At 72.4% G+C, this 22,021-nt stretch carries 20 protein-coding genes; 14 read left to right on the top strand and 6 right to left on the bottom strand.

All coding sequences use genetic code 11. The features are described from left to right. Window positions 1-13 precede the first annotated feature (13 nt). Entirely contained in the window at window positions 14-1,174 is a 1,161-nt protein-coding gene (gene rhaI, locus OHS82_RS06055) for an L-rhamnose isomerase (RefSeq protein ID WP_057577564.1), read from the bottom strand. 274 nt (window positions 1,175-1,448) lie between these two features. Here rhaI and OHS82_RS06050 point away from each other — a divergent pair, with 274 nt between their 5' ends. The 10 genes from OHS82_RS06050 (at window position 1,449) to OHS82_RS06005 (ending at window position 12,381) form a co-directional block, all read left to right on the top strand. Beyond that, entirely contained in the window at window positions 1,449-2,966 is a 1,518-nt protein-coding gene (locus OHS82_RS06050) for a sugar ABC transporter ATP-binding protein (RefSeq protein ID WP_328433431.1), read from the top strand. After that, a complete protein-coding gene (locus OHS82_RS06045) occupies window positions 2,963-4,030 on the top strand; it encodes an ABC transporter permease (protein ID WP_057577560.1) in 1,068 nt (355 codons plus the stop codon). Before OHS82_RS06050 ends, OHS82_RS06045 begins: the two co-directional genes overlap by 4 nt. Then, complete coding sequence (locus OHS82_RS06040) at window positions 4,023-5,015, top strand: ABC transporter permease (protein WP_057577558.1); 993 nt, start codon at window positions 4,023-4,025, stop codon at window positions 5,013-5,015. Before OHS82_RS06045 ends, OHS82_RS06040 begins: the two co-directional genes overlap by 8 nt. A 42-nt stretch (window positions 5,016-5,057) precedes the next feature. Further along, window positions 5,058-6,143, top strand: a complete 1,086-nt coding sequence (rhaS, locus tag OHS82_RS06035; RefSeq protein ID WP_057577557.1) for a rhamnose ABC transporter substrate-binding protein — start codon at window positions 5,058-5,060, stop codon at window positions 6,141-6,143. Between the two features lie 17 nt (window positions 6,144-6,160). Beyond that, on the top strand, window positions 6,161-6,481 hold the full coding sequence (locus OHS82_RS06030) for an L-rhamnose mutarotase (protein ID WP_057577555.1): 321 nt from the start codon (window positions 6,161-6,163) through the stop codon (window positions 6,479-6,481). A gap of 93 nt (window positions 6,482-6,574) precedes the next feature. Beyond that, the gene (locus tag OHS82_RS06025; RefSeq protein ID WP_057577553.1) at window positions 6,575-7,999 is read left to right on the top strand and encodes a BNR repeat-containing protein; all 1,425 of its coding nucleotides are present in this window, start codon (window positions 6,575-6,577) and stop codon (window positions 7,997-7,999) included. 91 nt (window positions 8,000-8,090) lie between these two features. Further along, window positions 8,091-9,122 carry a LacI family DNA-binding transcriptional regulator gene (locus tag OHS82_RS06020; RefSeq protein WP_057577552.1) on the top strand — a complete coding sequence of 344 codons (1,032 nt, stop codon included), beginning with the start codon at window positions 8,091-8,093 and terminating at the stop codon, window positions 9,120-9,122. 261 nt (window positions 9,123-9,383) lie between these two features. Further along, window positions 9,384-10,685 (top strand): alpha/beta fold hydrolase, encoded by a 1,302-nt coding sequence (locus OHS82_RS06015; protein ID WP_328433430.1) that lies wholly within the window; start codon window positions 9,384-9,386, stop codon window positions 10,683-10,685. Window positions 10,686-10,713: 28 nt separating this feature from the next. Further along, complete coding sequence (locus OHS82_RS06010) at window positions 10,714-11,457, top strand: PIG-L deacetylase family protein (protein WP_057577548.1); 744 nt, start codon at window positions 10,714-10,716, stop codon at window positions 11,455-11,457. Window positions 11,458-11,550: 93 nt separating this feature from the next. Continuing rightward, a complete protein-coding gene (locus tag OHS82_RS06005) occupies window positions 11,551-12,381 on the top strand; it encodes a pentapeptide repeat-containing protein (protein WP_328433429.1) in 831 nt (276 codons plus the stop codon). On the opposite strand, the gene OHS82_RS06000 is transcribed toward OHS82_RS06005, so the two are convergent. Then, the gene (locus OHS82_RS06000; protein ID WP_328433428.1) at window positions 12,343-13,947 is read right to left on the bottom strand and encodes a cytochrome P450; all 1,605 of its coding nucleotides are present in this window, start codon (window positions 13,945-13,947) and stop codon (window positions 12,343-12,345) included. The two genes, OHS82_RS06005 and OHS82_RS06000, sit on opposite strands and share 39 nt — an antisense overlap. Before the next feature lie 108 nt (window positions 13,948-14,055). On the opposite strand from OHS82_RS06000, the gene OHS82_RS05995 reads away from it, so the two are divergent. After that, window positions 14,056-14,670, top strand: a complete 615-nt coding sequence (locus OHS82_RS05995) for a TetR/AcrR family transcriptional regulator (protein WP_057577543.1) — start codon at window positions 14,056-14,058, stop codon at window positions 14,668-14,670. Between the two features lie 94 nt (window positions 14,671-14,764). Next, complete coding sequence (locus tag OHS82_RS05990; protein ID WP_328433427.1) at window positions 14,765-15,493, top strand: DUF2470 domain-containing protein; 729 nt, start codon at window positions 14,765-14,767, stop codon at window positions 15,491-15,493. On the opposite strand, the gene OHS82_RS05985 is transcribed toward OHS82_RS05990, so the two are convergent. The 3 genes from OHS82_RS05985 to OHS82_RS05975 form a co-directional block, all read right to left on the bottom strand. Beyond that, entirely contained in the window at window positions 15,461-16,747 is a 1,287-nt protein-coding gene (locus tag OHS82_RS05985) for a lactonase family protein (protein ID WP_057577540.1), read from the bottom strand. The two genes, OHS82_RS05990 and OHS82_RS05985, sit on opposite strands and share 33 nt — an antisense overlap. A 102-nt stretch (window positions 16,748-16,849) precedes the next feature. Next, on the bottom strand, window positions 16,850-17,893 hold the full coding sequence (locus tag OHS82_RS05980) for a hypothetical protein (RefSeq protein WP_328433426.1): 1,044 nt from the start codon (window positions 17,891-17,893) through the stop codon (window positions 16,850-16,852). A 28-nt stretch (window positions 17,894-17,921) separates the two neighbouring features. Then, window positions 17,922-19,175, bottom strand: coding sequence for an FUSC family protein (locus OHS82_RS05975; RefSeq protein ID WP_057577538.1), 1,254 nt, complete (start codon window positions 19,173-19,175; stop codon window positions 17,922-17,924). A 211-nt stretch (window positions 19,176-19,386) separates the two neighbouring features. Here OHS82_RS05975 and OHS82_RS05970 point away from each other — a divergent pair, with 211 nt between their 5' ends. Beyond that, a complete protein-coding gene (locus OHS82_RS05970) occupies window positions 19,387-19,989 on the top strand; it encodes a TIGR03086 family metal-binding protein (protein ID WP_057577536.1) in 603 nt (200 codons plus the stop codon). Between the two features lie 147 nt (window positions 19,990-20,136). Here the strand turns inward: OHS82_RS05970 and OHS82_RS05965 are convergent, their stop codons facing one another. Continuing rightward, window positions 20,137-20,736, bottom strand: a complete 600-nt coding sequence (locus OHS82_RS05965) for an HD domain-containing protein (protein WP_057577534.1) — start codon at window positions 20,734-20,736, stop codon at window positions 20,137-20,139. A 295-nt stretch (window positions 20,737-21,031) separates the two neighbouring features. Between OHS82_RS05965 and OHS82_RS05960 the strand changes: the two genes are divergently transcribed. Continuing rightward, on the top strand, window positions 21,032-22,012 hold the full coding sequence (locus OHS82_RS05960) for a phosphotransferase family protein (protein WP_057577532.1): 981 nt from the start codon (window positions 21,032-21,034) through the stop codon (window positions 22,010-22,012). Window positions 22,013-22,021 lie beyond the last annotated feature (9 nt).

The raw sequence follows: 22,021 nt of genomic DNA, 5'->3' as shown, positions 1-22,021 counted from the left end.
CGGCGGCGGACGGCTACGCGCCCCAACCGGCCTGTTCCCCTCCCACCCGCTCGGCGACGATCTTCTGCGCCCACCCGGACGCGCGGTAGGCGGCGATGGGGTCGGGGTTCAGCCCGCTCTCCTCGCGCACCTCGCGCAGCAGCGGCCGTACGTCCGTGTTGTACGCGTCCATCAGGACGGCGTTGGCCTCCAGCACGTCGCCGCAGGCCTGGGCGGCGGCCAGGGCCGGGGCGTCGACGAGCAGCGCCTTGGCCGTCGCCTCCTGGACGTTCATCACGGAGCGGATGATCGCCGGGATCTTGGCCTCGATGTTGTGGCACTGGTCGAGCATGAACGCCACGTCGGAGGTGAAGCCGCCGCCACGCACCACCTCGTACATGATCCGGAACAGCTGGAAGGGGTCCGCCGCGCCCACCATCAGGTCGTCGTCGGCGTAGAACCGGGAGTTGAAGTCGAACCCGCCGAGTTTTCCCTCGCGCAGCAGTGTGGCGACGATGAACTCGATGTTGGTTCCGGGCGCGTGGTGCCCGGTGTCGACCACGACCTGCGCCTTGGGGCCCAGCTTCAGACAGTGCGCGTACGCCGTGCCCCAGTCCGGGACGTCCGTCGCGTAGAACGCCGGCTCGAAGAACTTGTACTCCAGCAGCATCCGCTGCCCGTCGCCGAGCCGCCCGTACACCTCGGCGAGGCCTTCCGCGAGCCGGTCCTGGCGCGCGCGGAGATCGTCCTGGCCCGGATAGTTCGTGCCGTCCGCGAACCACAGCTTCAGGTCGGTGGAACCGGTCGCGTCCATGATGTCGACGCACTCGAGCAGGTGGTCGACGGCCTTGCGGCGCACCGCCGCCTCCGGGTGGCATATGCTGCCCAGCTTGTAGGCGTCGTCCTGGAAGGTGTTGGAGTTGACGGCTCCCAGCTTCAGGCCGCGGTCCTGCGCGTGCTTCGCGAGCGCGGAGTAGTCCTCCACCTTGTCCCAGGGGATGTGCAGCGCGACCGTCGGGGCCGCCCCGGTGACCGCGTGCACCTGGGCCGCGTCGTCCAGTTTCTCCTGCGGGGTGCGCGGAACCCCCTCCTGGGCGAACACCTTGAAACGGGTCCCCGAGTTCCCGTACGCCCATGACGGCGTCTCGACGGCCTGGGTCTTCAGCGCGGCCTTCACGGCGACGAGGTCGGTCACTTCGGGCTCCTGTGACATCAGTCCGGGATCGACCCCCGGATGAAACGATTCAGAACGGGAAGCTATGAGCCAGCCGAACGGGTGTCAACCCCCCGGGTCCGGCGTGTTCACCGTGACCCATGCGTGACCTTCGGGTATCGAAAAGTTTTCGACACGTACCCATTGACGTGACATGCCCGGGATGCCTAACGTCCCGGCCATCCAGTTGAAACCTTTCACGACACCGCGGCGGCCCCGAGCGGCCCGGCCCGCGGCCGTCGTCGAGGAGCCACCCATGACCCACCCGTCCGACACGGGACCGGCCCCGGTGCTGGCACTGAGGGACGTGAGCAAGTCCTTCGGAGCCGTACGCGCCCTGCGGGGCGTCTCCCTGGAGCTGTTCCCCGGCGAGGTACACGCCCTCGCCGGCGAGAACGGCGCGGGCAAGTCGACCTTGATCAAGACCCTTGCGGGGGTGCACCGACCGGACGCCGGCCGGGTGCTGCTCGACGGCGAGCCCGTCGTCTTCCACGGTCCCGGCGACGCCCGCGACGCCGGAATCGCGGTGATCTACCAGGAGCCCACGCTCTTCCCCGACCTGTCGATCGCCGAGAACATCTTCATGGGCCGCCAGCCCCGGCGGGCCCTTCGCCGCATCGACCACAAGGCCACCCACGCCGCCACCGCCGCCCTGATGCAGCGCCTCGGCGTCGACCTCGACCCCGAGCGCCCGGCACGCGGACTGTCCATCGCCGACCAGCAGATCGTCGAGATCGCCAAGGCGCTCTCCTTCGACGCCCGCGTCCTGATCATGGACGAGCCCACCGCCGCCCTCACCGGCAGCGAGGTCGCCCGGCTGTTCGGCGTCGTGCGCACCCTGCGTGAACAGGGCGCGGCCGTGCTGTTCATCTCACACCGGCTGGAGGAGATCTTCGAGATCTGCCAGCGGGTGACCACCCTGCGCGACGGAGCGTGGATCGCCGGCGAGCCGATCGAGGGCATGACCGAGGACGACCTCGTCCGCCGGATGGTCGGCCGCGATCTCGACGAGCTCTACCCCAAGCAGGACGTCACACCGGGCGAAGTCGCCCTGAGCGTGCGCCGGCTGACCCGCGAGGGCGTCTTCACCGACGTGTCCTTCGAGGTCCGGCGCGGCGAGATCGTCGGCCTCGCCGGACTCGTCGGCGCCGGGCGCACCGAGGTCGCCCGCGCGGTCTTCGGCATCGACCGATGGGACGCCGGCGAGGTCTCGGTGGACGGCCGTCCGCTCACCAACGGGGCCCCGTCCACCGCGATGTCCGCGGGCCTCGCCCTGGTCCCCGAGGACCGGCGCGCCCAGGGCCTGGTGATGGACATGTCCATCGAGCGCAACATCGGCCTCACCGGTCTGCGCACCACGGTGAAGGCCGGACTGATGGACCGCGGCGCCGAACGCAGCCGCTCCCTCGACTGGGCGGTCAAGCTCCAGGTGAAGTACGCCCGGATCGCCGACAGCGTCAACACCCTCTCCGGCGGCAACCAGCAGAAGGTCGTGCTCGCCAAATGGCTGGCCACCGGCCCGAAGGTGCTGATCGTCGACGAGCCGACGCGCGGCATCGACGTCGGCACCAAGGCCGAGGTCCACCGACTGCTGAGCGAGCTGGCCGCCGACGGGGTCGCGGTCCTGATGATCTCCTCCGACCTGCCCGAGATCCTCGGCATGGCCGACCGCGTGCTGGTGATGCACGAGGGCCGGCTCGCCGCCGAGATCGCCCGCACCGACGCCACCGAGGAAACCGTGATGGCCGCAGCCACCGGGAGGGCCGCCGCATGACGGTGACCACACCCCACGAGGCATCCGTCGCCGGGACGCCGAAATCCAGCGGCACCCGGCTCGTCGACCGCGTCTTCAAGATGCGCGAACTCGCCATCCTGGTCGTCTTCCTGGCGATGATCGCCGTCACCCAGGCCGGCAACAGCGAGTTCCTCTCCGAGCAGGGCATCAAGGACCTGCTGCTGAACGCGACCATCCTGGTGCTGGTCGCCACCGGCCAGTCGCTGGTCGTCATCACCCGCAACGTCGACCTCTCGGTCGGCTCCACCCTCGGCATCAGCGCCTTCGCCGCAGGCACCTGTCTGCAGGGCGGCGGCAACCCGGTGATCGCGATCGCCCTGGCGGTCCTGCTGGGCGTCGGCTTCGGGCTGCTCAACGGCCTGCTGGTCAGCCTCGGTCAGGTGCCCGCCCTGGTCGTCACCCTCGGCACGCTCTACATCATCCGCGGCATCGACTCCATCTGGGTCGGCTCCCGGCAGATCACCGCGGCCGACCTGCCGGACTCCTTCGTCGACTTTGGCTCCGGCGGCCTCTCGGCGGTGCCGTGGCTGGCGCTCATCGCGGTCGCCGTCCTGATCGCGACCGCCTACTACCTCAAGCACTTCGGCAGCGGACGCGAGCTGTACGCGCTCGGCTCCAACCCCGAAGCCGCCCGGCTCGCCGGCATCCCGGTCCGCAAGCGGATCCTCGCCGCCTACACGTTCTGCGGCGGCCTCGCCGGGCTCGCCGGCGCCATGTACCTGGCCCGGTTCGGCAACGTCGACTCCGGGACCGGCAACGGCTACGAACTCACCGTCGTCAGCGCGGTCGTGGTCGGCGGCGTCGTCTTCACCGGCGGCTCCGGCAGCGTCTACGGCGCAGCACTCGGCGCCCTGCTCCTCACCTCCATCAACAGCGTCCTGCCCGCCCTCGGCGTCAGCTCGGTCTGGGTGCTCGCCATCAACGGCGTGCTGCTCCTGATGGCCATCGCGGTCGACCGGATCGTGGCGCTGCGGGTGGCGTCCGCCCTGAAGAAGAAGTCGGCCTCCGTGCCGGCCGTAGCGAAGGGAGAGGCCCGTGCCTGAGTCCCTGGCCCGCGCGATCCGCTGGGACACCGTCGTGGGCGCCCTCCTGATCGTCCTGCTGCTGTTCTCCTTCTCCTTCGTGGACGGCTTCGGCAACGCGCTGAACCTGTCCTTCCTGATCGGCAACACCCTGCCGATCGCGCTCATCGCCCTGCCGATGACCCTGCTGGTGGTCTCCGGCGAGATCGACCTCTCGGTCGCCTCCACGGCCGGCCTGTCCGGCGCGGTCATGGGCGCCCTGTGGAACCAGGGACTGACCATCGAGGCGATCATCCCGATCTGCCTGCTGCTGGGCGTGGTGTGCGGACTGGTCAACGGTCTGCTCGTGACGCGCCTCGGCCTGCCCTCCCTCGCCGTCACCATCGGCACCCTCGCCGCCTACCGGGGCATCGCACAGATCGTGCTCGGCTCCGACGCGGTGACCGACTTCCCCACCCAGTACCTGGACTTCGCGGCCGGAAGGGTCGGGGACAGCTTCCTCCCGCAGGCGTTCCTGCCCTTCGTGGTCCTGCTCGCGATCGCGGTGGTCGTCCTGCACGCCACCCCGTTCGGCCGCTCGCTCTTCGCGACCGGCGCCAGCGAGGAGGCCGCCCGGTTCGCCGGCGTCCGCGTCAAGCGGCAGAAGCTCATCCTGTTCACGGTGACCGGCCTGATGGCCTCCCTCACCGGCATCTTCTGGGCCCTGCACTACGCCAGCGCCCGCTACGACAACGCGACCGGCCTCGAACTCTCCGTCGTCGCCGCGGTGTTGCTCGGCGGCATCGACTTCGACGGCGGCAGGGGCACGTTGGGCGGCGCCATCGCGGGAGTGTTCCTCCTCGGCGCACTGCAGAACGTGATGAGCCTCCTCAACGTCTCCGCCCAGTCGCAGATCGTCGTCACGGGCGTCCTGCTCGTCGTCTCCGTGCTCGGCCCCCGGGTCGCACGCCAGATCTCCGTCGCGAGGGCGGGCCGTAGAGCCGCAGCCTCGACCCCGACGGCCTGAGAATCATCCGCCCCGCCCTCCCCAGTAAGGACTCACACCACCATGCGCAAGTCATCGCTCCGCCGTGCCTGTGCGGCCCTCGCCGCCGTCTCCTCCCTCGCCCTCGCCGCCACCGCCTGCGGCGGCACCACCAAGGAGGACGTGAAGAACGAGAGCACCGGCGCGGCCGCCGCCGCCACCGGCAAGGCCGATCCGAACGCGGCCACCAAGAAGGGCCTGACCGTCGGCTTCCTCCCCAAGCAGGTCAACAACCCCTACTTCACCTCCTCCGACAAGGGCGGCGAGGCGGCCCTGAAGGAGCTGGGCTCGAACTACAAGGAGGTCGGACCCTCCAGCGCCACCGACACCTCCAGCCAGGTCTCCTACGTCAACACCCTGACCCAGCAGCAGGTCGACGCGATGGCCGTGTCCGCGCAGGACCCGGGCGCCCTGTGCACCGCGCTCAAGCAGGCCATGAGCAACAAGATCAAGGTCGTCACCTACGACTCCGACACCAACCCCGAGTGCCGCAACGCCTTCGTCTCGCAGGCGTCCGCCGAGGACCTCGGGCGCACCGAGGTGCAGCTGCTCGCCGAACAGATCGGCTACAAGGGCGAGATCGCGATCCTGTCGGCCGCGCAGACCGCGACGAACCAGAACGTCTGGATCGACTTCATGAAGAAGGAGCTGGCGGACCCGAAGTACAAGGACGTCAAGCTGGTCAAGGTGGCGTACGGCAACGACGACGCGCAGCAGTCCTTCCAGCAGACCCAGGGCCTGCTGCAGCAGTACCCGAACCTGAAGGGGATCATCTCCCCGACCACCGTCGGCATCAAGGCGGCCGCTCAGTACCTGTCGGGCTCCAAGTACAAGGGCAAGGTCAAGCTGACCGGCCTCGGCACCCCGAACGACATGCGCACCTACGTCAAGAACGGCACCGTCGACGCCTTCGAGCTGTGGGACCCGGCGAAGCTCGGCGCGCTGGCCGCCCAGACCGCGGTGGCGCTGGTCTCGGGCCAGATCACCGGCGCCGAGGGCGAGACCTTCAAGGCCGGCGGCGCGGAGTACACCATCGGCAAGAACGGCGTGATCAACCTCGGCAAGCCGACCGTGTTCAACGCCAAGAACATCGACCAGTTCAACTTCTAGGTCTGGAGCGGTACTTCATGCAGCGCGTCTGTTTCCTGCTCAAGGTCCGACAGGACCGCCTCGCCGAGTACCGCGAACGCCACGCAGCCGTGTGGCCGGAGATGCTCGAAGCTCTCTCGGCCACCGGCTGGCACAACTACTCGCTCTTCCTGAGAGACGACGGCCTGCTCGTCGGCTACCTGGAGACCGAGGACTTCGACGCAGCCAGGGCCGGCATGGAGGCCACCGACGTCAACGCCCGCTGGCAGGCGGAGATGGCCCCATTCTTCGAGTCCCTGGACGGCTCCCGGCCCGACGAGGCCATGAAGCCCCTCACCGAGGTCTTCCACCTCGCCTGAGACCCGCTCCCGAAGACTGCCGACACCCCCCACCCCCACCCCCTGTCCCGCCACCCCGTCCCCTGCTCTCGCACGACAACGGAGTCCCCCGAGATGAGACGACGCACCCTGCTGGCCGGCGCCCTCCTCAGCGCCGCAGCCTCTCCCCTGCCGGTCGCCGGCACCGCTCGCGCCGCCGACCCCGGCCCCTCGGTCACCAGGAGGACGACCACGCAACTCGACGCCCAGGCCGTGTTCTTCGTGTCCTACGACGGCCTGGTCAACAACAACTCGTTTCAGAAGAACGGCCTGCTGACCTACAAGGGCTACCAGTACGCCACCTGGTACACCTCCACCCGGAACGCGGTCGTCGCCCGCCGGGTCCTGGGCGCTGCCACCTGGTCCACGGTCACGCTGGCGCACCAGCTCAAGTCCAGCGACTCGCACAACGTCATCTCCATGGGCGTCTCCAGGGTCGACGGCCGGCTCCACCTCAACATGGACTCCCACAGCGACGGCTTCTTCTACGTCAAGTCGGTGGCCGGACTCCTGGACGACCCGGCGACCACGCCCTGGACGTCGGCCGTGTTCGGCGCCGTCCAGACCACCCTCGACGGACTCGCGCTCACCTCCCAGTTCACCTACCCGCAGTTCGTCTCCACCCCCGAGGGCAGGCTCCAGCTCAGCTACCGGGTCGCCATATCCGGCAACGGCCGCAACGCGCTCGCCGAGTACGACGGTTCGACGTGGCAGAACCTCGGCGAGTGGTCCGGCTCCACCGGCACCTACACCAGCGAGCACGGCTCCAGCACGGCCCGCAACATGTACCTGCACGGCATCGACTACGACGTCAACGGCCGGCTGCACTCGTTGTTCACCTGGCGCGAGCAGAACGGCGCCGTGATGTGCTCCGGCGGCGGCATCACCAACCACGACACCGGCTACGTCTACTCCGACGACCGCGGCCGGACCTGGCGCAACAACGCGGGCACGGTCGTCGGCGTCACCGGCGGCTCGGACAAGGTGGCGGTCACGGACGGCGGGCTCGTCGTGGACGCGCTCAACCCCGACCACTCGCTGATGAACCAGGAGAGCCAGGCCACCGACTCCGCGGGCCGGCCGCACGCGATCATCAGCTACGTCCCCGGCCGCTTCGGCCAGTGCACCACGAACTACGTCGGCGACCGCACCGCCAACGGTCGCGCCTTCCATCTGCGCAAGAACGCCTCCGGCAGCTGGCAGAAGACGGAGATCCCGGTCGTCCTCGGCTCCAGCCAGCGCACCAAGCTCATCCTGGACAAGTACGACAACGCGTACGCGATCTTCCCGTTCGGCAGGATCGCCGGCGCCTCGAAGGCCTCCGGGTACACCGACTGGAAGATCCTCTTCGACGGCAGCGGCCTCAACGCCTTCGGCGAGGTCGTCATCGACGAGATGCGGGTCAAGGCCGACAACACGCTGTCGTTCATGTACCAGGAGAAGTCGAGCGGGACGACCCCGTCGGCGCTCCACGTCATCGACTTCACGCTGCCCGCATGACCGGCGCACCGGCTCGGCCAGGGGCCCGGCGGCATGACGGTAATGTGAAGGCCGTCCCGCCGTGCCCCGTTCACCTGGAGGTTCACGCCTGATGGCCCAGTCGGTGGGTATCAAGGACGTCGCCCGTGCCGCCGGAGTCTCCGTCGGCACGGTCTCCAACGTCATCAACCGCCCGGACACCGTCGCCACGGAGACCCGGGCCCGGGTGCTCTCGGCGATAGATCGTCTCGGATACGTCCGCAGCGAGTCGGCCCGCCAACTGCGCGCCGGACGCAGCCGGATCATGGGGCTGCTCGTCCTCGACATGGGCAACCCGTTCTTCGTGGACGTCGCCCGGGGCGCCGAGCGGGCCGCCCGGGACGCCGGACTCGGCGTCATGGTCTGCAACAGCGCCGAGAGCGCGGGCGAGGAGGCCGAGTACCTGTCGCTCTTCGCCGAGCAGCGGGTGCGCGGAGTGCTGCTCACCCCGGCGGACGCGACCGGCCGCAACATCGAGTCCTTCCGCCGGCACGGCATCCCCTTCGTCCTCGTCGACCGGGTCTCCGAGGGCACCGCCGAGTGCTCCGTGTCGGTGGACGACGTGGCGGGCGGCGCGCTCGCGGTACGGCACCTGATCGACGCCGGCCACCGCTCCATCGCCTATGTCAGCGGCCCGCCGGGCTTCACCCAGGTCCGCGACCGCCGCACCGGCGCGCTGGCCGCGCTCGCCGAGGCGGGCCTCGGCCCGGAGCGGCTGCGCGAACTGCCCACCGAGCGGCTCGACGTCGCCGCCGGCCGTGACGCGGGAGCCCGTCTGCTGGGCCTGGCCGACCGCCCGACCGCCGTGTTCTGCGCCAACGACCTGCTCGCGCTCGGCGTGCTGCAGGCCATGTACGCGGCAGGCGTGGGCGTCCCCGACGACCTCGCCATCGTCGGCTACGACGACATCGAGTTCGCGGCCGCGGCGGCGGTCCCCCTCACCTCCGTCCGGCAGCCCGCCGTCACCATGGGCGCCCTGGCCGCCGAGATGCTGCTGGAGGAGACCGAGGAGGGAGACGAGGGCGTGAGGCGGGAGCACGAACACCGCCGCGTGGTGCTCCAGCCGGAACTGGTGGTCCGCCGGTCGAGCCTGTCGGCCCGCTGACCGGCCACCGCGGCCGACCCCGCCGGGTGGCCCGCCTCCGCCGCGCGGCCCGCCCGTGCCCTCGGCTCCGTCCCGCCGGTGCCGATGGTCCGCTCCGCGCAGGGCGCCGATTGCGTCGTGGCCGCCTGCCGGGCTTCGGCGCCCGGGTCCGTGCTGAGCCGCCGTTCAGTGGCCGGCGGGTGATCCCCGGGCTTCGGCGCCGGCCGCCGATGTGCTGAAGTGGGACGCGGCCCGTACATCGAGCGTCCCAGGAGACCCCTGTTGTCCCTCAGCTACCGCCAGCCCGGCGTCGTACTCACCGACCGCCGCTTCACCGTCCCCCTCGACCACGCCGACCCGACGGGGGAGACGATCTCGCTGTACGCCCGTGAGGTCGTCGCGAGCGACAAGGCCGGCCAGGACCTGCCGTGGCTGCTCTACCTCCAGGGCGGACCCGGATTCGGCGCCCACCGCTTCGTCGGCCGGCCTGCCTGGCTCGGCCGCGCACTGGAGGAGTACCGCGTCCTCCTCCTCGACCAGCGCGGGACCGGCCACTCCACCCCGGCCAACCGCCAGACGCTCCCGCTGCGCGGCGGCCCGGCCGAACAGGCCGCCTACCTCGCGCACTTCCGCGCCGACTCCATCGTCCGGGACTGCGAGCTGATCCGCCGCGAGGTCACCGGCGGCACCCCGTGGACGGTGCTCGGCCAGAGTTTCGGGGGCTTCTGCACGGTCACCTACCTCTCCATCGCACCGGAGGGCCTGGCCGCCGCCCTGATCGCCGGCGGTCTGCCCGCGCTGGACGCCCACGCCGACGACGTCTACCGCGCCGCCTACCCGCGCATGGAGCGCAAGGTCGCCGCGCACTACGCCCGTTACCCGCAGGACGTCGAACGCGCGCGCCGCGTCGCCGACCACCTGCTGCACCACGAAGTGACCCTCCCCAGCGGCTACCGGCTCACCGTCGAGGCCTTCCAGACCGTCGGCATCCTCCTCGGCGGCGGCGAGGGCAGTCACCGTCTGCACCACCTCCTCGAAGACGCCTTCGTGCCCACCCTGCAGGGCCCCGCGCTCTCCGACGCCTTCCAGGAGGAGATGCAGGGCCGGCTCTCCTTCGCCGGACACCCGCTCTACGCCCTCCTCCACGAAGCGATCTACGGACAGGACGCCCGCCCCACCGCGTGGTCCGCCGAGCGGGTGCGCGCCGAGTTCCCGCAGTTCGACGCCGCCAAGACGCTCACCGGCGACGGCCCGCTGCTGCTCACCGGCGAGACGATCCACCCCTGGATGTTCGACGCCGACCCTGCGCTGCGCCCGCTGCGCGAGACCGCCGGACTCCTCGCCGCCCGCACCGACTGGACGTCCCTGTACGACCCGGCCCGCCTGGCCGTCAACGAGGTCCCGGTCGCGGCCGCGGTCTACCACGACGACCTGTACGTCGACACCGCCCACTCGCTGCGCACCGCGCGATCGATCCGGGGCCTGCGCACCTGGGTCACCGACGAGTTCGAGCACGACGGCGTCCGGGCCGGCGGCCCGCGTGTCCTCGACCGGCTGCTCGCCCTCGCCCGTGACGAAGCGTGACGCCGCTGTCACGCACTAGTCTGCGGACATGACCGAGCCGACGATCCCTCAGCTCCAGCCCATGCCCGAGGACTGGGAGCGCGCCCTGGCCGTGGTGGCGCATCCGGACGACCTCGAATACGGATGCTCGGCGGCGATCGCCGCCTGGACCGACGCCGGCCGTGAGGTCGCCTATGTGCTGGCGACCCGCGGCGAGGCCGGCATCGACACCCTCGCGCCCGCCGAGTGCGGCCCGCTGCGCGAGCGGGAGCAGCGGGCGAGCGCGGCCGTGGTGGGCGTCTCGACGGTCGAGTTCCTCGACCACCGGGACGGCGTCGTCGAGTACGGCCCCGCCCTGCGCCGCGACATCGCCGCCGCGATCCGCCGGCACCGCCCGGAGCTCGTGATCACGCTCAACCACCGTGACACCTGGGGCGGCGTCGCCTGGAACACCCCGGACCACGTCGCCGTCGGCCGCGCCACCCTCGACGCGGCCGGGGACGCCGGCAACCGGTGGATCTTCCCGGAACTCGTCGAGCAGGGCCTCCAGCCCTGGAACGGGGTGCGCTGGGTCGCCGTGGCCGGTTCCGCGACGCCCACCCACGCGGCCGACGCGTCGGCGGGGCTGGAGCGTGCCGTCGGCTCGCTGCTCGAGCACCGTGCCTACATCGAGGCGTTGACCGACGAGGAGCCCGAGACGTACGCCCGGGGGTTTCTGACCGGGGCGGCGAACTCCGTGGGGGAGCGGTTCGGCGGCCGGCCGGCCGTGGCGTTCGAGCTGTTCGGCCGGTAGCGGGAGGTCGCCCCGGACGGTGAGTGCCGGCGGGACCGGTGTGCCGGGAGAACGGGTGCGCGGAGCATGGCCGCAGGTCAGTAGGGTGGACGGATGCAAGAGGAGACGGTGGACCCGACCGCGCTGCGCGGCGACTGTGCGAACTGCTTCGGCCTGTGCTGTGTGGCCCTGCCCTTCGCCCGCTCGGCCGACTTCGCGATCGACAAGCCGGCCGGCACACCCTGCCCGAACCTGGGCGAGGACCACCGCTGCGGCATCCACGCGCGGCTGCGGGAGAAGGGCTTCACCGGCTGCACGGTCTACGACTGCTTCGGCGCCGGGCAGAAGGTCTCGCAGGTCACCTTCGGCGGCCGGGACCGGAGCAGCGCTTCGCCGGCCGAGGCCCGCCGGATGAACGAGGTGTTCCCGGTCGTGCGGCAGCTCCACGAACTCCTGTGGTATCTCGCGGAGGCCCTGGGCCTGCCCGCGGCCCGCCCGGTCCACGCCGCCCTGCGCCGGTCGCTTGCGAGAACCGAGGAACTGACCCTGCTGCCTCCGGCAGAGCTGGTCGCGCTCGACGTCGGGGCGCACCGGAGGGACGTCGACGTGCTGCTGCGCAGGACCAGTGAGCTGGTCCGGGCCGACGTCGACGGACGCCGCAAGGAGCGCCGGGGCGCCGACCTGGTGGGGGCCCGCCTCAAGGGCGCCGACCTGCACGGGGCGAACCTGCGCGGCGCCTTGCTCATAGCGGCGGACCTGACCGGCGCCGATCTGCGCCGGGCGGACATGATCGGCGCCGACCTGCGCGACGCCGATCTGACGGACGCCGACCTCACCGGCGCCTTCTTCCTCACCCAGCCCCAGCTGAACGCGGCCAGGGGAAGCGCGGGCACCCGGGTGCCGGGGTCACTCGACCGTCCGGTGCACTGGACAACGTCCCTCTGAGGAGGACTCCCGGCCGGAGCCGGAGTCCGCGCCGCCCTCCTCGTCCGCCGGCGTGTCCGACGAGGCATCCGGCCTCGTGGACGGCGTCGGTGTCCGCCGCTCCAGATGCAGCCGCAGCCCCTCCGGCATCAGGGTGAGCCGTTCCACGACCCGCAGTCGGTACGCCGGGTCCGGCCGCAGCTCATAGCGGCGCAGCAGCAGCCCGAGGACCAGCGCGGCCTCGTGCAGCGCGAACTGGCGTCCGATGCAGGCCCGCGCGCCCGTCCCGAACGGCTTGAAGGTGTGCGGGGCCCGTGCGCGGACGGCCTGGGCGTCGAAGCGGTCCGGGTCGAACCGCTCGACGTCCGGACCCCACACCGCGGGATCCCGGTGCAGCATGCCCGTGAGCACCAGTGCCCAGCCACCCCGCCGCACCGGGTGCTCCCCGCCCAGGACCGTGTCCTGCCGGGCCTCGCGCGCGAACGCGGGCGCCGTCGGCCACAGCCGCAGGGCCTCGTCCAGGACCCGGCGGACGTAGCGCAACTTCGCCACCTGCTCGTATGCGGGCACGGCCGTGTCGCCCCACACCCGGTCCACCTCGGCGCGGGCGCGGGCCGCGATGCGGGGGTTGCGGGAGAGGTAGTGCAGGGCGAAGGAGAGCGCGCCCGACGTCGTCTCGTGTCCGGCGACCAGGAAGGTGATGACCTGTCGCCGGACGTTCTCGTCCGACAGGCGCTCGCCCGTCTCGGGGTGGGCGGTGTCGAGCATCCGGTCGAGCAGGTCGCCGTCCTTGCCGCCCTCTGCGCGGCGGGCCCGCACCAGGGCGTCGACCGTGCGGTCGAGGTAGGCGATGTCGGCCCGGTTGCGGCGTGCGGCCCGCCGCATCAGCGCGGGGGACGGCACGGTGTTGAGACGCTGGGCGTAGCTGAGGGTTCCGACCATCGCGGTGACGAACGGGTGCGGCCGGTCGCGCTCGAAGGAGCCGAAGTCGTGCCCGAAGCCGGTGCGCGCGATCGTCTCCAGGGTCAGCTTGGTCATGTCGCCGGGCACGTCCACCGCCCGGCCCGCGGCCAGCTCCCGGTCCCAGTGGCCGGTGAGCCGTTCGGCCACGTCCAGCATCATCGGGTGGTAGGCCGCCATGGCCTCCCGGCTGAACCCCGGGGCGAGGACGTCGTGCGCCAGCTGCCAGTTGGGCTCGTGGTTGTACGCCGTGAACAGGGCGTCCCCGACGACGGGCCGCAGGTTGGCGATGCCGAGTCCCACGTGTTTGGCGAACCGCTGCTCGTCGGCCATGTCGGCGGCCAGCTCGGCGCCCCACACGAAGACGAACTCCCGGTTGAACGCCTTGCGCCGGAAGATCGGCCCGAGCCGGCCGGCGTAGCGCAGGGAGTCCTGTACGGGGGTGTGCCTGCTCGCGCCCAGGATGTCGCCCAGCAGGGGGAGCCGGTGCGGCGGGTGCGGAATGCGGTGCAGTTCGGGCCATCCGAGCTCCGCGCCGCGGAACCCTTTCGGCAGGGCGTCCGGCACCGCCCCGGCCGCCGCCGCTCCCGTCGTGCCCCTCGGACCCGTCGTCCCCGTCTCCGCCATGACGCGATCTCCCTTGATGCACCGGCAGGTTGACCATGTTGTACGTGAGTTCAATAACGCGCCTCAGTCTGGTCCCGCCGTCGAGCGGACGTCAAGTAAAGTGCGGGGATGGCCGCGAACCAGGGCGGGCGCACGCGGCGCCGACTCAGCACCGGGGAGCGCAGGGAACAGCTTCTGTCGGTGGGCGCGCGGCTGTTCTCGGAGAGCCCCTACGACGAGGTGTGGATCGAGCAGGTGGCCGAGATCGCGGGTGTCTCCCGCGGGCTGCTGTACCACTACTTCCCCACCAAGCGGGACTTCTTCGCGGCGGTCGTCGAGTGCGAGAGCGAGCGGATGCTGCGCATGACGGCGGCCGTCCCCGGCGTCCCGGTCCGCGAGCAGCTGACCGCCGGCCTCGACGCGTACCTGGAGTACGTGGAGACCCACGCGCACGGCTACCGCGCCTTCCACCGGGCGGACGCGGCCGGTGACCGCAGCGTGCGCACGGTCTACCGGCGGGCGCTGGCGGCGCAGGAGCGCCAGATCCTGGCCGCCCTGGGCGTCGACCCCGAATTCGGCCCGGTGTTCGAGGAGCGCCCCGAGGTGCGGCTGGCGGTGCGCGGCTGGCTGGCGTTCACCACGGCGGTCTGTCTGGAGTGGCTGCGGGGCGCGGATCTGTCGCGGGAGCAGGTGCGGGACCTGTGCGCACGGGCGCTGCTGGGAGTCATCGCGCCGGCGGCCTGATCCGCCCCTGGCGACGCGAAGGGTGCGGCCGCGGTGTTGGCGCAGGCGCGGATCTCCTATAGGTTAGGTAAGCCTTACCTTAGGAGGGTTCGGGATGGGTGACGACCAGAGCTGGCCGGCCGTGCCAGCCGCAGCCGAGCGCGCCCGCTCGGTGCTCGCGGCCTCGTGGTCCTGCACGGTGACCGCGGACGGCGGACGCGAGGAGTTCGTCGGCGTGCACGCCGTCGACGACGACGGCCGGGTGAGCCTGCGGGCGCCCGAGGACAGCGCGCTGCGCACGGCCGCGATCTGCGCACCCCGCGGCGAACCGTCCGCGGTGCTGGAGTTCGCCGACGTCGCACCCGTCCCGGTGCGCGCCCGGATCCGCGCCCGGCTCTGGCTGGCCGGCTGGTTCGCCCACGAGGACGGCGGCCTCGCCTTCCACGCGACGCGCGTCGTGCTGAAGGAGAGCACCGGCGCCGTGGTCGTCGACCTCGCCGAGTTCGCCGCAGCCGCCCCCGACCCGCTCGCCGCCGCCGAGGCCCACCTGCTCACGCATCTCGCCGACGCCCACCCCGACGCCGTGGAGCGGCTGACCCGGCTCGTCCGGTCCGACAGCCTGCACGGCGCCGTCCGCGTCCAGCCGCTCGCCGTCGACCGGCACGGACTGACGCTGCGCATTGAACGCGCCCGCGCCCACGGCGACGTACGCCTGCCCTTCCACGCGCCGGCCGACGACGTCTCCCAGCTCACCGAGCGCATGCACGTGCTGCTCACCCGGGCGGCCGCCGCGTCCTGCCCCCGCGCCGTCCTACAGCGGCAGCGCGCAGACGGCGACGGGTGACGCGAACGGCTCGCCGGCGAGCCGCAGTCCACCTCCCGCGTCCACCCGGAAGACGCTGACCGTGCCGGAGCGCTGGTTGGCGGCGAACAGCAGGCCGCCGTCCGGTGACAGGGCGATCTGGCGCGGGAAGTCCCCCTCCACCGGCACCGTGCCGAGCAGGCGCAGCCGGGCCCCGTCCTGCTCCACGGCGTAGCGTGCGAGGCTGTTGTCACCGCGGTTGGCGAGGAAGACGAACCGGCCGTCCGGCGTCAGGGCCGGCTGCGCCGGGTAGTTGGCGTCCGCCTTCGCGCCCGTGGACTGCGGCCTGCCGATCGTCAGCCGTCCGCTCGACGCGTCGTAGGCGCAGACCGCGAGGGTGTCGTCGGCCTCGTTCGCCAGGTACGCGTACCGGCCGCCCGGGTGGAACGCGAGGTGGCGCGGACCGGCCCCCGCCCGGGTGTGAGCCTGCGCCACCTCGGTTAGCGTGCCCGCCTTCTCGTCCAGGCGGTAGCTGTACACCGTGTCCGTGCCGAAGTCGACGGAGATGACATGGCCACCGTCCGGGGCGGTGACGAACTGGTGCGCATGCGGGCCCTGTTGACCGCTGCGGGGCGCCGGCCGGCGGTGCGTGACACTGTCCGTGCGCTCACCGAGCGCCCCCGAGGCGGCGATCGGGTGCACGGCCACACTCCCCGAACCGTAGTCGGCGCTCAGCAGCCACCGGCCACTCGGATGGACCGACACATGGCAGGTGTGCGCCCCGCCGGTGGCCCTGCCGCCCAGGACCGTCCGGTCGGCGAGCCGTACGGCGGTCACCGCGCCGCGCTCGCGTTCGTTCACCGCGTACAGCGTGCGGCCGTCCGGATGCACCGCGAGGTACGACGGGTCAGGGACACCGGTGATCGTGCCGCCGCCGGTGATCCGCCCGGAGGCGGGGTCGTAGGAGGCGACGCCGATGCCCTTCCCGCCGCCCTCGGCGGAGGTGTAGGTGCCCAGGTAGAGGGGGCGGGGACCGGAGGCGTCCGGCGTGGACCCCGGCGTGGTCGCGGGAGCGGCGGTCGACGACGACTGCCCGGGCGGCGCGGCCTGCGGGACCTCCCGCGCGGACGCCGGATCGGCGCCGCCGTCCCCCTCACCCGCGCAGCCTGCCAGGGCCGACGCCGCCGCCGCGCCGCCGAGCGCGCCGACGAAACGGCGCCTGCTCCAGCCTCGGCCGCCGTAGGTCTCGCCGGAGCGGGGAGACCCCCCGCGCGCCGCGCCCGTCCCGCCGCCCATGCCCGCACCTGTCCTCGTCGTACGCCTTCGCCGTGACAGCCACCTTGACCCGGACCGCCGTCGAACGCAAAAGCGCGGCGCGGCCGGGCCGACGGACCGGGACTACCAGTCGCCGTCCTCCACCGGGCTGCCCGGCGGGTCCTTCAGGTGCTGCACCTGGCCGGCGGCGGGCGGCTCCCACGGGTCCAGGTCGTCGCCGATCCATTCGCCGACCGGCCGCACCGTGCCCAGGGTGTCGCTCGGGGCGACGTCCTGCGCGTCGTCGTCGTAGTAGTCGAACCATGGCAGTCCCGCCTTGGTGTACGCGGCGCGGTCGACCGGCGACGGCGGTGGCTCCTCGCCGGTGATGCGGCGCCACTCCGGCGGCGTCACCAGATGCACGAAGACCCGGGCGGCGGGTTCCGTCGTGTAGTGCGCGAGCGGACGCTCGTCCCGGTAGACCTCCTGGCGCATCGAACCGCCCACCCCCAGGCCCATCGCGGCGGCCGCCCGGGCCCGCGGCGCGCCGCCCGGACGAGGCGCCGCGCCCGCCACAGGGGCCGCGGGCGGCAGGCTGCCGAACACCCCGCCGATCAGGTCCTGCGTCAGCGGGATGCGGCGGCGGCGCTCGGCCTCCAGCCACTCGGCGCGCCGACGCTCCTCCAGCGGGAACGACTGCAGCTGCACCCCGCCCCACACCTCCTCGCCGGTGACCTGGCCCTCCACGGTCGCGCCCAGGCCCAGCGGCACCGCGACGAACTGGCGCACCGTACCGCTGCCGGAGTTGATGCCGTCCAGCCAGGGCTGGCGGGGGAGCGCCACGTAGTTCTGCGGGTCCCGGGAGAGCCGTTCGCTCCACGGCCTGCCGGAGACCGCGCACACCTTGCCCGCCCCCACCTGCAGCGCGGCCGGCTCCGAGGACGACGCGAAGCTCAGCCACATCGCCTCGCGCAGGTACATGGGCAGCATCACGCCCCCGCGCGCGAGCCACTCGGCGGGCACGGTGCCGGCGTGGTCGCGGACGCGCCGCACCGGGAACACGCCGAGGCCGGGCGGCAGGTCGTGGGTGCCCTGCTCCGGCAGCCGCAGGGTCCGCATGAACCGCACCGCCACCCCGCCCGGCAGCCGCAGCATGTCCCCGTCGATCCGTACGGTCGTGTCGGTCATCCGTGGGCTCCCCTCGTCGTCGTGCACGTCAGTGGGAACGACGTGCGGTGGTGCTCCGGTTCCGCCGCGGCCGGAACCCACCGCGCAGCCGCTGCCTCAGCCGGTGCAGCCACGGACGGCGCTCACGCTGCTCCCGGCTGTTGCGGTCCAGCTCCTCCAGCAGGCGCTGGGTGCGGTGTTCGGTGTGGAGCTCGTCGATGATGCGGTCGACCTCGGTGAGCACCGCGCCGTGCAGCTGCCACTGGCGGGCGTCGTGCTGGAGCTGTTCGAGCAGGAGCTGGGCGAGCTTGTCCCGGGTCGCCGCGGCCTGCCGCAGCTCGGCGGTGAGCCGGGACTCGGCGGCGTCCGCGTTCTGGCTGACCTGCGTGGTCACCAGCACCGCGAAGCTGACCACCGCGTCGGCCATCTCCGACAGCAGCCGCTCGACGACCTCTCCCGTCCCGGCCGGGAACAGCGGCTGCGGCTCCCGCTGCTTGGCCAGGTCGGTGAAGGTGCGGGCGAGCACCCGCAGCACGACCGTGCAGATCTCCAGCGTGTCCAGGCCGGTGCGCAGCACCACCCGGTGCAGCAGACCCTCCCGCACGCGGGGGTTGAGCCGCAGGCTGTCCTCCGCCTGCCGCAGCGCCGCGTCCACCTCGACGATGTCGTGGTCCAGCCGGCGTGCCTCGTGCAGCCGTTCGGCCGCCCGTTCGTAGGGGGTGCGGCCGGCGGCCTCGTCGCCGATGCGCAGCATCAGCTGCCGCAGCCGGCGGGCCAGCCCCTCGATCGACTCGCCGGCCTCCTCCACCCACACCGGAGGCGGTAGCAGCAGGTTGCAGCCGAGCCCTACGAACGCGCCGATCAGGGTCTCCACCACCCGCGACCACGCCGTGTCCCCGACGGTGGTCACGCCGAGCACCAGCATGGCGCTGATCGCCACCTCGGGCACGTACTCGTCGACCCGCACCAGATGCCCCACGGCCAGTGAGGCCACGATCAGCAGCCCCAGGCTCCACCAGGTCAGACCCACCAGAAGACTGAAGGCGATGGCCACGAGGACTCCGGCCACGACCGCGTTCACCCGGCGGATGCCGTTCGTCAGCGTCGCGTAGAGGGTGACCTGCACGACCAGCAGCGCGGTCAGCGGCGCGGTGAGCGGCAGCGCCTCGGGGCTCAGGCGCAGCGCGATGACATACGCGAGGGTGGCCGCGGCGGCCGACCGCAGAGCCTGGACGACGACGGGGTCCCGGTGGCGCTGTACCAGCCGCACCAGCGGCGCCGCTCGTTCACGTACTTCCTGCATCCTTGAGTCCCTTCCCTTCCCCCGCTGCCTCGAACGTCTCCGCACCACCTCGCGTCGCACGCCGCGCGTGAGGCCACGTCGGCGGCCGGGATCTCCGACGGGACAGTCTGATCGATCAACGTCCATTCAGGACGATGGCTGTCCGCAAGTGTGCCTAGATTGTTCTCAGCGGCCGGGGGAACGCCGGACGCGGGAGACGAGGGGAAGACGCATGACGGACAGGGTCGGCACGGTCGGAACCGAGGTCCTCGCACAGGCGCACGCCTACCTGCGCGAGGTGGTCGCGGGCGTCGGGGACGGACAGTGGGGCAGCCCGACCCCGTGCGCCGGATGGACGGCACGACAGGTGCTCAACCACGCCCGCATCGACCAGCAGGGCTACGGTCTGGCCCTCACCGGCGGCCGGCCCGACAGCGACCCCTTCCACCCGGCCGACGCCCTCGACGGCGACCCGGCGGCCGAGCTGGACAAGGTCCTGGTCATGGTCGCCGAGGCCTACGCGGCGCTGCCCGCGGACACCGAGGAGGCGCCGACCCCGCTCGGCCCGCTGCCTCTGCGGATCGCCGTCGGAGCCGCCGCGATGGACGCCGCCGTGCACGCCTGGGACATCGCCGTCGCCACCGGTCAGGACCGCCCGCTGCCGGTGGACACGGCCGAGGGCATCAGGCCGGCGGCCGACCGGCTCGTGGACCACCTGCGCGACGCCTACCAGGTCTTCGCCCCGGCCAGGGAGCCCGCACCGGACCACGGCCCGGCAGAAGCGCTCCTGGCCTTCCTCGGCCGCGACCCGCACTGGACGCCGTCCGCGCACTGATGCGGTGCCCGCCCGCTCCCGTACGGCCCGCCGTCAGGTCCCCTGTGAACGGCCGTACGGGAGCCGCGTCGACCCGCTTCTCACCGCTTCCCCCCGCGCTCACCGCTTCTCCCGCTCCGCCTTGCGCAGCCGCAACGGTGCGCCGCCTCATCCGTGGACCGGATGCATCGCCTGCCAGGCCAGCCGCAGGTCCGCGCCCTCCCCGACGGACGTGAGGAAGTCGTCCAGATCGAGGAATTCCTGCCACGCCGGACGGCCGGCCGCCCGCGCCAGCTCCGCCACGACCAGATCCTCCAGATCCGTGGCCCGCTTGTTCTTCCACACCTTGTCGGCCAGGCTCACCAGCAGATCCTCCACCGTGATGCCCTGGGCCGCCCAGGAGGCGTGGGTCGCGGCGAACCGCGCCCGCTCGGCGGGCACCCCGTGCGCGAGCAGCAGCTCCCGTCCAGCCTCCTCGTGCCGCGCGCCGGGGCCGGACAGCTCACCGGGGTGCAGCGCCTTGCCGATGTCGTGCGTGGCCGCACCGAACAGCACCGCCTCCCGGTCCACGGGCAGTCGCGGGCAGCTCCGGGCGAGCCGTTCGACGAGCTGGGCGGCGACGTCGTGGACCGCTCTGAGGTGCGCCACCAGCCGGGGCGGGGCGCCGACCTCCTCCAGGAGCCGCACCGCCTCCGACGGCAGCGGACGCAGCGGCGGGTGCGAGGTCGCGTCCCGGGCGACGGACCGGACGGTCCAGGCGGTGGTCATCGCGCCAGCCTAACCACGAAGGCGCCGGCCGGAAGCCGGCCGGAAGTCGGCCGCACGCCACGAACGCACCCCAACTCCCGCCCGGAGGAACGCTCGTGCGCGGTGCACGTCGTCGCGTCCGGGGCGCGTTGCGTACCCTGGACCGGCCGTGAGCCCGCGCCGACGGCCGGGTTCGACGACCGGACCGCCCGACCGCCCGACCACCCGGACACGGCTCGACGGGCCGGGCGTGGACGGCACGGCACGCCCGGGGGCGGGCACGCGGCCGGCCGAGGAGGAAAGGGGCGGGCGCACGATGACGGACTCCCGGGAACGAGCCCGGAGCGTACTGACGGCGGCGGGCATCACACCGGGCCGCCTGGCCGATGTGCGCCCGCTCGGCGGCGGCACCTACAACACGGTCGAGGAGCTCCGCCTCACGGACGGCAGCGGCTACGCGCTGAAGGTCGCACCCACCGCACCGGCCCTGCGGTACGAGAGCCGACTGCTGGTCGCAGAGGCGGAGTTCTGCCGGGGCGCGGCCGAGGCGGCGGTGCCGGCGCCGCACGTCGTGGCCCTCGACGAGCAGTGGCTGCTGATGACCATGTGCCCGGGCGACCCGTGGGACGACTCGGTCACGACCGCAGAACAGGTGCCACTGCGAACGGAGTTGGGACGGCAGGTCGCCCGGCTGCACGAGGTGACCGGGCCCGGCTTCGGATATCCCTCCGGGGTGTTCGGCCCGCTCACCGCCGACTGGCGCACCGCCTTCGCGGCGATGCTCGACGCCGTGCTCGCCGACGCCCGCGACTACGGGGCCCGACTGCCCCGCCCCGCCGACGAGATCGCCGCCGTCGCCCGGTCCGCGTACGGCGCCCTCGACGAGGTCACCGTCCCGCGCCTCGTCCATTTCGACCTGTGGCCCGGCAACGTCCTCGTCGACCGCACCGGCGGCGGGGCCCGCATCGGAGGTCTCATCGACGGCGAGCGGATGTTCTGGGGCGACCCGCTCGCGGACTTCGTCTCGCTGGCCCTGCTCGGCGACATCAGGAAGGACGAGGCGTTCCTCGCGGGTTACCGCGAGGCCGGAGGCCGGGCCGTGTTCGACACGCCCGCCCGGCTGCGGCTCGCGCTCTACCGCGCCTACCTCTACCTGATCATGCTCGTCGAGACGGTACCCCGCGCGGTCGGCGCGGATCGCGAACGCTGGACGCAGGAGACGGTCGCCCCGGAACTCGTCGCCGCGCTGGACGAGATCACCGGGACGGACGAGATCACCAGGGCGGCCGTCTCTTAGCTCACATCG

Origin of the sequence: Streptomyces sp. NBC_00425, assembly GCF_036030735.1 — a bacterium.
GTDB lineage: Bacteria > Actinomycetota > Actinomycetes > Streptomycetales > Streptomycetaceae > Streptomyces.
This window is presented reverse-complemented; position numbering and strand designations above follow the sequence as displayed.